Origin of the sequence: Kitasatospora sp. MBT66 (genome assembly GCF_000710405.2) — a bacterium.
Lineage (GTDB): Bacteria > Actinomycetota > Actinomycetes > Streptomycetales > Streptomycetaceae > Kitasatospora > Kitasatospora purpeofusca.
This window is the reverse complement of the sequence record NZ_JAIY01000001.1, coordinates 256,936-269,316: the sequence shown is the minus strand read 5'-3', so window position 1 is coordinate 269,316 and position 12,381 is coordinate 256,936. Positions and strand designations below refer to the sequence as shown.

The 12,381-nt window shown below is 73.5% G+C and carries 11 protein-coding genes; 5 read left to right on the top strand and 6 right to left on the bottom strand.

Annotated features, from left to right (window positions below; all coding sequences use genetic code 11):
- Positions 1–4 precede the first annotated feature (4 nt).
- Positions 5–625, top strand: coding sequence for a hypothetical protein (locus BI06_RS01245; RefSeq protein ID WP_082558177.1), 621 nt, complete (start codon positions 5–7; stop codon positions 623–625).
- Between the two features lie 15 nt (positions 626–640).
- Here the strand turns inward: BI06_RS01245 and BI06_RS01240 are convergent, their stop codons facing one another.
- The 5 genes from BI06_RS01240 to BI06_RS01225 form a co-directional block, all read right to left on the bottom strand.
- Positions 641–934, bottom strand: coding sequence for a hypothetical protein (locus BI06_RS01240; protein WP_149030222.1), 294 nt, complete (start codon positions 932–934; stop codon positions 641–643).
- 521 nt (positions 935–1,455) lie between these two features.
- Positions 1,456–2,922: a helix-turn-helix transcriptional regulator gene (locus BI06_RS01235; protein WP_051740077.1), complete on the bottom strand. Its 1,467-nt coding sequence runs from the start codon at positions 2,920–2,922 to the stop codon at positions 1,456–1,458.
- A gap of 373 nt (positions 2,923–3,295) precedes the next feature.
- Positions 3,296–3,427: a hypothetical protein gene (locus BI06_RS54595; RefSeq protein ID WP_255360173.1), complete on the bottom strand. Its 132-nt coding sequence runs from the start codon at positions 3,425–3,427 to the stop codon at positions 3,296–3,298.
- Entirely contained in the window at positions 3,424–4,413 is a 990-nt protein-coding gene (locus BI06_RS01230; protein ID WP_149030221.1) for a hypothetical protein, read from the bottom strand. Before BI06_RS01230 ends, BI06_RS54595 begins: the two co-directional genes overlap by 4 nt.
- A gap of 61 nt (positions 4,414–4,474) precedes the next feature.
- Positions 4,475–5,941 carry a hypothetical protein gene (locus BI06_RS01225; RefSeq protein ID WP_051740092.1) on the bottom strand — a complete coding sequence of 489 codons (1,467 nt, stop codon included), beginning with the start codon at positions 5,939–5,941 and terminating at the stop codon, positions 4,475–4,477.
- A gap of 141 nt (positions 5,942–6,082) precedes the next feature.
- Here BI06_RS01225 and BI06_RS01220 point away from each other — a divergent pair, with 141 nt between their 5' ends.
- The 4 genes from BI06_RS01220 to BI06_RS01205 all read left to right on the top strand — a co-directional run bounded on the left by BI06_RS01220 (position 6,083) and on the right by BI06_RS01205 (position 11,138).
- Positions 6,083–7,879: a hypothetical protein gene (locus tag BI06_RS01220; RefSeq protein ID WP_149030220.1), complete on the top strand. Its 1,797-nt coding sequence runs from the start codon at positions 6,083–6,085 to the stop codon at positions 7,877–7,879.
- Positions 7,876–9,657: a hypothetical protein gene (locus BI06_RS01215; RefSeq protein WP_043463898.1), complete on the top strand. Its 1,782-nt coding sequence runs from the start codon at positions 7,876–7,878 to the stop codon at positions 9,655–9,657. The genes BI06_RS01220 and BI06_RS01215 overlap by 4 nt, the downstream gene beginning before the upstream one ends.
- Before the next feature lie 248 nt (positions 9,658–9,905).
- Positions 9,906–10,592 (top strand): DUF402 domain-containing protein, encoded by a 687-nt coding sequence (locus tag BI06_RS01210; protein ID WP_063794883.1) that lies wholly within the window; start codon positions 9,906–9,908, stop codon positions 10,590–10,592.
- 9 nt (positions 10,593–10,601) lie between these two features.
- Positions 10,602–11,138, top strand: coding sequence for a hypothetical protein (locus tag BI06_RS01205; RefSeq protein ID WP_043463895.1), 537 nt, complete (start codon positions 10,602–10,604; stop codon positions 11,136–11,138).
- 190 nt (positions 11,139–11,328) lie between these two features.
- Here BI06_RS01205 and BI06_RS01200 read toward each other — a convergent pair whose 3' ends face one another.
- The gene (locus BI06_RS01200) at positions 11,329–12,378 is read right to left on the bottom strand and encodes a hypothetical protein (protein ID WP_063794890.1); all 1,050 of its coding nucleotides are present in this window, start codon (positions 12,376–12,378) and stop codon (positions 11,329–11,331) included.
- Positions 12,379–12,381: the final 3 nt, after the last annotated feature.

Here is a 12,381-nt window from a genome sequence, read left to right as displayed (position 1 = left end):
GAACGTGTCGACCGACGGATGGAAGAACTTCGGCAAGTACGGGGCCGCGGGCGATCCGGGCAACGTCCACGGGAAGATCGCCCTGGGCGCCGCCCTGGAGGACGCGCTGGAGCGGATGATCGTCGAGGGCGGCATCAAGTCGCCCGTGACGACCCGGCGCGGGATGAAGGCCCGCGTGCGCTACCTGACCAGCGTCAGCGGCGGCCCGGCCGCGATGGCCGAGGCTGGCATCACCGCTGTCCCGGACACCGTCAAGGCCTGGGCCAAGGGCAAGCAGATGCCGCGCCCCGAGAACCTGGAGAAGATCGACACCGCCTACTGGAACCTGCGCGCGGCGAACATCATGTCCAACCCCGGCCCGTTCAAGCAGCACCTGGACAACGGCGGCAAGGGCACGCGGGTGGAGATCCACCCGATCAACCAGGCACCGGTCCTGCCCAGCAGGCGCCGCGACAACCTGCGCGTGCGCAAGGTCCAGGTCCGCTACGTCTGGGGTGCCGCGGTCGACGCCATGGTGGCCGGGGACACCTCCGAGCTGGCGAAGGTCTGGGACGACATCATCTCCGGGCTCGACTCCGACTGGGGCGCCTACCTCTACGTCAGCCACGTCGGCCTCGGCGCCTGACCTCCCGGCCCCGGATCAGGCCCCCGTGCCGCCGGGGCCGGGCTCTTCTGCTTCCAGCTGCGCGTACAGCTCGCTCGGGTAGAGCAGGGTGCGCAGCGCGATCTCCAGCAGCAGGACTGTGTGCGTGGCCGGCAGGCGCTTGCCCTGCAGAGTGTCGAGGACGGTCGGGTGGGTCGTCCCCAAGCCGGCCTGCCTGGCCGCTTCCCGGGCACTGATGCCCCGGGTGTCCATCGCGTCCTTGAGCGCGCGGGCGATCGCGATCCCCAGGTGCGCCCCGGGTGGAGCACCCATCGTCACGGAGGAACTCAAGAAAGCCGGGATCGGCCAGGCCGACCTCGTCACCCCCCGGCCGGACGGCGACCACAGCTCCTGAGTCCCTGCCCGGCCCGGCCGGCGACCCGGTGCCGAGCCCCGGGCGGTTGAGCAGACGGCCGGCCGGAGCCCGGGTGCGGCAGGCGGCAGCATCGCGGCGGCCGGCTGCTGGGCCTACCGGGCGTTGCCGCCTTCTTCCTGGATGGCCTTCTCACAGGCGCTCGGGCCGGTATGCCAGTGCCGGAGCTGGTCGGTTCCGGCCTCGCCGGGAAGAGGAAGATCCGACAGGCACGGGCCGGTGATCACCAACCCGCAGTCAGCGCACCGCGGTCGGCCGGACTCGTCGAGCCTGTGGGCGACCAAGCACCCGACGTTGGCGCAGTCGAGATCGGGATGGGCGTCGTCGTGGCCGGGGAGTGCGCAGGCGTCGCAGTGGCCGGGCAGGCCGGCCGCACGGCGTTCGGGTTCGGGAGCGCCGATGAAGCGGGCCGTACCGGCGGGCGGAAGGGGTGGCCGGCTCACCGGAGGGCCTCTGTCGTGGTCGTGAGGGTAAGAAGCCGGGCGGCGAGGCCGGTCAGGGTCCGCGGACTCTTGACGCTCGTGATGACCTCGGCGGCCTCGGCCGCACGGACGTACTCGGCGAGGACGTAGACCGGCGTCCGCAGCTCGCCGACGGCCAGGTGTGGGGCTCTGGTGGCCACCACCACGGCCTCCGGCTTCGGCCAGGTTCGTGGATCGCCGCTGCTAGGGGCGGCAATGGTGATCGTCCATTCCTGACCGCTGTTGTCGTGGGCCCGGCACTCGTCGCTTCCAAAGGGCGCCGGCCCGCCCTCGCCCCGCCGGAGCTCGTCGAGCCGGGTCTGCTGAAGACCGGGGTAGACCTGGTAGAAGGCGGCCTTGTCCGGGAGGAGCCGTGGGGGTACGAACGCGGCCCGCAGTTCCCCATCGAGCCACGCGTCGTACAGCGGGTCGTCTGCGGCGGTGCGGGTGCGCCAGTCGATGAAGGCGGGTTCGGTGGCGAGGCGGTCGAAGAGCACCCGGGCCTGCTCGGCGAGTTGGTCCAGCTCGACGGCGAGCTGTCGCTCCCCGGCTTGCCCGACCTCGGGTGAGCCGCCGTGGAAGCTGAGCGCGGCGCAGCGGCGGATCGCGCTGTCGAGGTCGGCGCGGGCCTGGTCGACGTGGTGGTCGCTGTCGGCCCAGTCGGGGTCGCGGGCCATGCGTTCGGCGTCGTGGAGTCTGCGGGTGGCGTTGGCGCGGATGCGGTCGGCGGCGACGGCTTGGCGCAGGCGGTCGGCGTGGTCGCGGCAGATCGCTTCCTCCGCGCGAAGGCAGCACAGGACGTACGCCCAGGTGTCGCCGGCCACGCGTGGTTCCTCGTCGTTGCCCTTGGTTCCTCTGCTCTTCGTTGTGGCGGTGGTGGTATGGATGGCGTGGGCGAGCTGCCTCGCCGCCTGGTCGGCTCCGATGCCGACCAGGCTCATCTCTCGGACAAGGTGGTGGTCGCGGGAGTTGCCGTGTTCGTCGAAAGCCAGCCGGAGCCGGGTTTCGGGGCGATGCGTGTCACGGGCGAGGCCCTGGATCTCGTAGAGGTGGAACAGAGCATCGCCGAGGCGGGGTCCGTCCGTCGCGGAGCACGGTCGGTGGCCGGCATCTGCTTTCAGGTCGGTGGGCAGGCAGCGCTTGAGGTGGTCGCCAAGGTCGGTGAAGCGCAGGGCGCTGTCCCTTAGCAGGCCGTCGAGCTGGCTCGCAGCGCGCGGTTCCGGGCGCAAAGTGACCTCCAGCCGGAAGTCGGTGCGGCCGATGATCTGCTGGAGGGCCTCGAAGGAGGGCTCTCGGCGGCCGAGCTCGTAGCGGCTGAGTGCGGCTTGGCCGATCCCGCTGGCAGCGGCAAGATCGGTCTGGCTGAGGTCGGTGCTGCCGAGTCTGGCTCGCGCGATCAGGGAGCTCGCGGAGATCGCGGTGCTCGGGCTCGGATGACTGGCCATAGACCCCAGTGTGTATACCGTTTCGGATTCACCATATGCCATTTTGGCATGGCGATGTGCGGCCTTGTCGTATCGCCCAGGACCGCACACCGAGGCGCGGGGCGGTGGCGCTGGCCAGCGGCCGGGTGACAGCACAGCGGTGCGGTGGGCGCGGTGCACCGCCCTCGCGGACGTCGATAGTGGCCGCCGGTTACGGGCGATCAACTCGATCCGCCTGCACAGCCGTGGACGCCGCTGCTTCGTGGCCTCGCTGCTGTCGCCGTGTACCGGCAGCGGGAACATCTGGTGGCCAGGATGTCCAGGGTCTTTGACATCGGTGTCAAAGACCCTGGACATTTCCGGATCGGCACGAGGTGGGCCCGGGCCGCTGGTGCTAGCTCTGCAGGGCGCGGCGAGCCTCGATCCGGGCGAGGGCCCCGGCCAGGTGCAGTTCTCCGTCCGGGTGAGGCACGGGCTCCCAGTTGATGCCGACTTCCTCGCACACCAGCGCGAGGGCCGGGTTCACTGCAGGTCGTCCGACGTCGCGAGCACGGCGCCGAAGGCCGCGCGAGCCTGTGCGAGAACGTCCTCCGGCGGCCCGCCCGGCCCGCACCAGGCCGCGAGGTCGTCCGCTTCGACGAGGTAGCGGCCGGAGCCGACCTCGGTGACGGTCCAGCCGGCCAGGTCCTGCACGTGGTCCAGGTGGGCCCGGGTGCGCAACTGCAGGGCGTGGACATCGGGGAGGCGGCGCTCCCAGAGCGGGTGGTTGTGGCGGACCTCGTGAGGGGCGACGGCCGGTGGCTGGCGGCCGGTCTGCTCCCAGCCGTAGGACCACATCGGGGTCATGGTGGCGAACGCGAGCCGGGTGCGGGCGGCGTTGGCCACGATCGCGTCCCGGGCTCGGGCCACCAGAGCGGCGGTCGGCGCGGCCGGGTCGTAGCTCTGGAAGACGGCCAGGTCGTCCTGCTGCACTCGCACCCTGGCGGCCCGGGGGGTTGTGGGGTCGATGTAGGTGAGGATGCCGTGGCCGGCGGTGCGCAGGGTCCGGGCGAGATGCTGCGGGACCTGGTCCGTGGTGTCGTGCTGGAGCACCGGTCCGGCGTGGAGGAGGGCGTGGCTGCCCCCGTGCCGGGCCCAGTCGGCGGTCTCGGCGCACCAGCGGGCGGTGTGGTCCGCGTCGGTGAGGGGGCGGTCCAGGGCGATGAATGCCCCGGCGCGGGGGGTGTAGTCGTGCCACAGCCACCGCGGCGGCCCCACGAGCGAGGTGGCGGTGAGCCGGCCGGTGAACCCGCGCTGTTCCAGGGCGTGCGCGAAGGAGCGGAGCCACGTGGTGAGGGAGTTGGGGCCCCAGTAGCTCTTGAGGGACACACCGACGCCGTCGAGGGTGAAGGACGGCTGCTGCCCGAACATCACGTAGTCGGCCCCGTCGCCGTCGTTGGCGGCGCCCAACGCCTCCTCCGCTGCATCCAGGACATCGGTCTCCTCGTCCACGGCGAACGGGCTGGTGGGCACCAACTCCACGCCGCAGCCGTCGGCCACTGGCTCGCCGCGGTCCTGGGAGCAGGGCTGACGGCTATCGGCGCCAGCGCGCGAGCAGGCCGGGTCGAGCCGGGATCGGCCCGGCGCCCGGCTCGGTGGGCTCCGTCAGCCGCATCTGGGCATGCTCGACCGGCCGCACCTCGGTGGTGTCGCCGAAGACGGCGTGCCGCACGGACTCCCAGTCCTCCCGCCGCCACCACTCGAACAGGCGGGTACTGCCGATCACCGGCATGGTCAGCGCGTCGGCGAACGCCCGGTCGGTGTAGACCTCGGCATCCCGCCGGGCGGGCGGCAGCTTGATCTGGTGGTTGACGACCAGGACGCCGCCGTCGACCGGCTCGGCCCCGTCCAGGTTCGGCCAGGTGGCCAGGTGCTTGAGGAGCTTGTCGGGGAGGTTCTGCGGCGGCCGATTGCCTGCAGACTTCACCTCGACCAGGCGTCGGAGGCCGCAGTACTCGGCCAGCAGGTCCGCCGACTCGGGGCCGTAGACGTCGTCCAGGCGGGTCACCGTGGCACCCGCCGCCACGAGGACGTCCTGCACCGCGTCCTCCAACTGGCGGCCGGTACCGAACAGCAGGCCGTCGCGCAGCGGGTCGGCCACGGCCTGCAGCGCCGCGAGCTCCTGCTGCAGCTCGGCTTGCCGTTCCTCGTGGTCGCGCCGTTCCTGGGCGATCGCCTCGATCAGGCGCGTCTCGGCGTCGGTGGCGAACGCCGGGTCGCGCACCAGGGTCGAGCGGGCGCGGGTCAGCGCGCCGGGCACGTACGCGGGCAGCGCGTGCTGGACCACCCACTCCGCCAGCAGCCTCTGGTCGGTGCCGTGCGGGACGACGAACCAGCGGGCACTCCTGTCGGCCGGCACCCATACCCCCGCGATCGGGTTGCCGAGGCCGTCGACCAGGATTGGGCGCAGCACCGCCTCCTTCGGCTTCGGTGCGATCACCGCGCTCCCGGCCCGCCCCGAGTGCGTGATCGCCTGTAGGAGCTTCAGGCCGAACCAGGTGTTCGGGGGGCTGTTGAGCAGCCGGGCGCCCAGTTCGTGTTCGGCGTGGTCCAGGTTGTCGGCGAGCTCGGGGCGCACCCCGTTGGGGAGCGGGTTTGCGGTGATCTGGCCGTAGGCGCCGGGCAGGTGGATGCCGGGGGCGACCGTGCCCGAGAAGACGTTGTAGCTGCGCTCGCCCGCGCCGGTGCAGGCCACGACGAGCACGCTCTCGCCGCGCCGCTGGGCACCCGCGGCGTACCGGGTGTACTCCTCGGCGCCGGTCGCGGGCCCGAGGACGGGGGAGAGGATCGCTGCGCAGTCGCTCGTCTCCTGGTCCTTCCAGCGCGGCTCGATGCCGAGCGCCGCCCAGTCGGGCCCGGTGGGCTTCGGGGCCGGGGAGGGCCGGTTGTGCTGGCCGGCGGCCGAGCCGATCACCGTGGGAGCGAAGGGCGCAGGTGGCGGCGGCGCTTCGATGGCGATGTGCAGCGGGACCGGGGCGGCGGACGGCGAGGTCGTGCTCATGGTGGACACGGTAACCGGCCCGGGAACGCGGGCCGACTCATTTCCCCTTCCCCTTAATACCAGCGCGTTCGTTCGAATCGGTGGTCCGTCAACCGGGGGTGAATCACGGCTGGCCAGGCCCGGGGGCGGCTGCGGTACGGCATGATCGGGGCAGTCGAGGTCGAGGGGTTGGGGTTCAACGTGCGTGCTGGCAGTCCCACTGGATTTCTGTCGGGCAGCCATCTGTCGACCGACGAGGTCGCGCTCCTGGCCGAGCTGCGCGGGCGAGGTGCGCACGAGGACCGTCCCGGCCTTGCTCCGCTGGGCGGCCTGGGCACCTATGAGGGCGCCTTGGCCGTCGACCTCCAGGCCGCCTTCTGCGGCCGGCCGCTGCGCGCCACCCGCGACCTGCTGCACCGCGCGGACTCCCGTGGCATTCGGGCGAACGAGGCCGCCCGCATTCTGGACGCCGACGAGCCGACCGCCGTGGCGTTCCTCGACTCCCTGGTCGGCGCCGGCCTGCTGACCGGTCCGGGCCTCGACGAGGATCCGCCGGAGGACTACGGCCGCGACTGGCGAACCTGGGAGCTCACCGAGTCCGGGCACGTGCTCGCCTACGCCACCGGGCGCAGGCCCTCCACCCGCCGCGCCGCCGACGCCCTGGTGGCCAAGGTGCTCGAGGGCGCCGCCGCGATCAACGACAACCCGGACGAGTTCCTGTGGTGGGTGCAGGAGATCCGGGCCGTCGGGCAGCTCGCGGACCCGGACCGGCAGGAGTTGCTGCACGTCGACCTCGCGGTGCGGCTGCGCCCCCGCCTGGTCGACCCGGCCGAGCAGGCCAAGGCGCAGCGGCGGCTGGAGGACGACGCGCGGGACCGGGGCGAGCGCGGCCGGGTGCGGGACATGTTCGGCTACGGGCACTGGCGCACGCGCCTCGCGTTGGGCGGTCGCGGCAAGGTGTTGCGGCTGTTCACCTGCCCCGAGGGTCTGGAATGCGGGACGGTGCTGTTCCGGGAGAAGCGGGACCTGACCGTGGACGCCGTCCCGACGCCGGCCTACGAGCGGCCCGCCGAACCGGCGCCGGTCGACGGGTGCTCCTGGTGCCGGCGCTCGGTGCCGTCCGTCCGGGTCGCGGTCACGGGCATGTCGATCGACCGCTCCCCCATCGCCTTGTGCGAGGCCTGCCTGGTGCTCGGACGCGGTGGCCAGGGCGGGTTCCTCGGCTCGCTGTCGCTGTACGGGGCGGTGCACGAGACCCTGGAGCGCCTCACCGCCGAGCCCTACCACCCGGCCGGCTGCGCCCTATGCGGCAACTCCCGTGCCACGGAAGGCTGTTGGTGGCATGAGCGGGAGCGCGGCCGAGAAGGGGAGCAGCGGTCGGTGGAGTTGCGGCTGTGCGACGTGTGCCCGGGGCTGCTGGAGCTCGCCGACCGGGCGGAGCGCGAGGGCTGGTGGCGGGCCCGGTACGAGGACGCCTGCCTGACCGGCTTCACGGTCCGCCTCCACCAGGTGGCGAGCGTGCCCCTGCCCGCGCCGAAGGGCAGGCCGAAGCGTCGCCCGCTGCCCAGGCTCACCGACGTCCACCGTGATCTGCTGGCCGACATCCGCGCCGCCGGGGCGCTGTCGGCCGTGGACCTCGCCCGCCGCGCCGACCGATCGCGCCATCAGGACAGCAGGTGGTGGACGGTCCGCCTCAACCACCTGCTGCAGCACGGCCTGGTCGACGTCGTCGGGGCGGACGGCAGCGTGTGGAGCGATCCGGTCCGCGTCGTCGAGGACGATGAGCGCACTCTGCGCGACAAGCTCGACGCCCTGTACGTGCCCGGGCCGCGCTGGGACGGCGATGCCGTCATTGAGCCCGAACCGCCCGCCGGGTGGGCGGCCCGGGCCGCCGTGCTCGAGGCCTTGCGCGCGGACCGCGACCACCGGGCGCTGACCGCCGGGGCGGTGCGGACATGAGGAACGCGTACGGCGGCCCGGCGGTGGACCTGGCGGCGCTGGAGCGGGCCGGTGTGGACCTGCCCGTGCTCGTGTCCGCGACGGTCCCGCTGGCACGGCGCGGCAGCGGGAAGTGGCACGTCGTGCGCCCGTGCGAGGAACGCTGGCACGGTTGCCATCACGCCCAAGACCTGGAGACGGCCACCTCCATGCCGTTCCTGGCCACCCAGGCTGACGTGTGCGCGAAGTGCTCCCCCGTCGCCGCCCTCCCGGAAGCGGTACGCGGCCTGTGGGAGGCCGCGACGGCGATCGTCGCGGCCGACGGGCGGGCCCGGGCCTTGGCCGCCTCCACCGGGCCCCGGACGTGGCCCGGGTACGCCCGTGCTCTGGCCGAGGCCGCGCACCACGACGACGACTCGGTTCGTGCGCTGCTCAAGCCCTGGCTCGACGACGCCGAGGTCGGTGACCAGGCGTGGACGGCGCTGCGGGCCTGGACCGCCTGCGTGGAGCGCTCCAACCTGGCCCTGGCCGCCTACCAGGCCGCCGCGCCCGCCGCGGACACCACCGCCGCCGTCAGCCGGGCCTGCGACATGGTGGAGCAGGACCGGTCCGTCTTCGCGACCTCCAACGCGCTGGACGCCGCCCTCGGCCGGGAGCGCCGCTACTACTGCGACCACGTCTCGCTGTGGCCGCTGGTGCGCACCGCCTGGAGCGCGGCCCGCCGCCAGGGCCGCGACCCACAGGATGCCCTCGACTTCACCCTGACCATGGCGGCGAAGACGTGGAAGCGGACCCGGGTGCGGGACGTCACCGTCCTGCCCGACCCGCCGCTGGTCCCGGTCGGCGACTTTCCGACCCCGGCCGCCTGGGGTGATGCGGTGCTGCAGGCCTGGTGGCGGCAGACGGTCACCGCATGGTGCACCCTGCTGGAGACCGCCCTGGCACCCAGCGCGATGGGGTCGGACGAACGCGTCCTGCTGCTCGTCCGGGACTGGCCTCTGACCCGGCACGGCGACGAGGAACTCGCCTACCTCGCCCAGTTCGCGCAGGTCGGCCCGGCCGTCCCAGATCACTTGGCCGCCGACCCGCGCGATCCCTACCATCGCGAGCCCCGCTACGCCGTCGTGCTCTCCGCACCCCGGTACGCCGTCGACCACGCCCTGGAGCACGCCCGCCACCAGCTCGGCCGGATCACCGCGGGCGAGGCCGTGGCCGGCGCGGGCGAAGCCACCGAGCACTCCCCCAGTGCTGGTCCCGACCCGGCCGCCCTCGCCCTGCTGCGCACCGCCTACCCCTACCTGCCGCTGGACGCCGCGGCAGACGGGCCCGCCGCCGAACCCACCGCCGCCGTCCGGGCTGCGCGTGCGGCGGAGCGTGCGGCACGCGGCAATCAGGAGCAGCTGCACTGGGCGGACAAGCGCCAGGAGGAGTCCCGGTGGGACTGGATCCGAGCGTTCACCGACGGAGTGTGGACGTGGGTGCCCGACGACACAGGCGACGGGCCGGCCTGCCAGCAGCTGACAACGCTGCTGCCCCACTGCCGGGGCTGGGAGCCGCTGCGCCTGCACGTAGAGTCCGGCCCCGCCGACGCGCCCGCAGTGCACACTCTGTTCGGCAACCCCGAGGACTGGGATCCCCGTCGCGGCGTCCTGCGCTTCCGCCCGGTGGATGGCCACCGCGCCCTCGCCGTGGCGCAGCACCGGATCATCGGCCTGAGCGGGGTGCGTTACCGGCGGGGCGCCGGCCAGGCCGGGCTGTGGGAGGACTACCGGCCGCCGGCCGCACGGCGCGCCTGGTGACCGCCCAGGACGCGCACGCTCCTCCGTCCGGGCGAAAGCCGGGTTAGGCACCCGTACATGGCGGGCACAGCATCCGTCATGACGACCTCCACCCGCCGCCGCCGGCAGCCAGCCGCCGCCCGACCGCCAAGGCAGGACACCGCGCCCACTCTGCACCGGGCCGGATGCTGCCGGACCCGGTCCAGCGAGCACCTCTCCCCGGGCGGCATGGTCATACGCACCACCTGGCACGAACCCTCCTGCCCGACGTGGGGAGCACCGTGACGGCCGCCGCCCCGGCAGCCCCGGCCCCCTTCGCCTGCGGCACCACGGTGGTGCGCCGGGACGTCCACCTCGGCAGGGTCTGGTCCGCCCAGCCCCATCGGGCCCTCTCCGACAGCGGCAGCCTGCTGGAGATCGGCTACTGGCCCGGCATCCGAGCTCTGGCCCCCACCACGTGGACGACGGCGCTGCGCACCGGCGACGACTCCTCCCGCAAGGACGGGCTGGAGCATCTCGCTTCAGGTTCATGGGAGTTGGAGCCCTGGGCCTGGCGCGACACTGTTCTGCGCTCGCGTTTCGAGACCGGCAGCTGGTTCTCCCTGCACCACTTCCAGTCCCCGGCGGGCGAGCCGCTGCGCCTCTACGTCAACTTCGAGCGGCCCGCGGTGCGGACCCGGATCGGGATCGACACCTTGGACCTGCTCGTCGACCTGGTGGTCGATCCCGACCTGTCCTCCTGGCGGTGGAAGGACGAGGACGAGTACGCCCACGGCCGCCGCCTCGGCCTGGTCACCGAGGCTGACCACCGGGCCGTCGACCACGCCCGCGAGCACGCCATCGGCCTGTTGCAGGAGCGGCGCGGTCCCTTCGGCTTCCCGTGGCCCGCCTGGGCCCCGGACCCGGCCTGGCCACTGCCCGTCCTGCCCCCGGGCGCCCAGCAGGTGGCGCTATAGAGTCAAAGGATGCACACGCACCACTCTGGCGATCAGCCTGCACAGCCCCTCTCCCCCGCCACCGGCGAACCCGGCGACGACGACCGGGCGCTGTGGAACACAACGGCCGATGCTCTCGCGGCCGTCGGCATCGACATCGTCCAGGCCGGGGACGGACGCCCCGGGGCGGTGCTCCGGCTCGGCCCCCGCAGTCTAGCCGTGGCGGTGGCCTGGCAACCCACCGAGCAGCACCCGCTGCCCGGCGGCGTCCTGGCCGTCAACGTCTGCCGCACCCGCGACGGCGCGCCCAGCACCCGCACGGTGAACAATCTGATCCTGCAGGGCTTCCTCGCCGATGCCGGGCTGCGCACCGCCTACGCCGACGAGCACCTCCTCGTCGTCCACCCTGATCTCCAGCTCCCCGCAGCGTCGGCCGAAGCCACCGCGCCCACCGCCCGCCCAGCACCTGGCGTCCGCCCGGCACACGCTGTCCTGGCCCACCTGCCCAAGCGGCGCAGGCGACGGGCCGGCTGGTTGGTCCGCCTCACCGGGTCACGGCGCGCCTGATCCGCCCCTGCGCAGCGTGTCGGTGCCGCTCGCTCGGCAGTGACAGCCGCCGATGGCGGCCCACCGCGCCTTCGTACGGCTGCCGGGCGACCGGTGGACCATCGGCCCGGCCGGCACTCGAGGCCGCAAGGCCGTAGCACCGCCAGCCGACAGAGGCGTTGGCAACCCGACCTGCCCCGGTCGGGCCGGGTCACCGGGTCTGCCTCCGGTTCGCCCCCGCTGTCCAGCCGGGGCGACCTCGGGTGGCGGACAGTGCGGCGGGGGCAACTGCGCCGCTCCCGAACCGGGCCGCGGCCCGGTCGAGGACGGGCTCCAGAGCGCGGGCAGCTTCGGTGACCGTGTCGAAACTCAGCTGCACCCCGCTGGCACGGCTCGCGGTGACCAGGCCCCCGATCCGGGCGGTGATCGCCCGGATCCGGGCCCGTTCCAGCCCCAGCCCACCGAACAGGGCGTACAGCGTGTCGCGCAGGACGGGGCTGTGGCTGGTGGTCTCCGGGAGCGTCCTGGACCTGGTGGTGGCCGAGCGGTCCACGTAGGTCACCTGGAGCTCGACGGTGCGGGCGCTCTGCCCGGCGGCCCGCAGCCGGGCGCCGAGGTCGAGAGCGAGGTGGAGGAGGGCGCGGCGAATCTCGGCGGGGTCGAGGACGTCGCGGTCGAATCGGCGGGTGGAGGCGATGGTGGCCGGCGGTCCGGCCGGGGTGACGGTGCGGCGGTCGGTGCCGGTAGCGCGTTCGGTCAGCAGGCGGCCGGTGCTGGCGCCGGCGATGCGCTGCACGGTGGCCACCGGGACGGCGGCGAGTTCGCCGATGGTGTCGATCCCGTAGCGGCGGAACTTCTTCTCCAGGGCGGGGCCGACGCCGGGCAGCAGCCGGAGGTCCTGCCGGTGCAGGAAGGCGAGGGCCGCGGCCGGGTCCTCGGGCAGGGCCTGGACGGTGCCGGGGCGGGCGGTGTCGGCAGCGAGCGTGGCGTAGAGCCGGTTGGCGCCGAGACCGCCGGTGGTGATGAGGCCGAGCCGGCCTGCCAGGCGGGTCTGCAGGACGTCGGCCAGTTCGGCCGGGGACTGCCCGAAGTAGCGAACGGCGCCAGCGAGTTGCAGCAGGGCGCTGTCGGGCGGGAGGGCCTGGACGACGGGGGTGACGTCGCCGAGGACTGTGAAGACCTGTCGGTAGGTCTCGAAGCTGGGCCGGTGGCAGCGCAGGTGCAGCACTGTCACCTGGCCCGCGCTGCTGGTGGTGTCCACGGC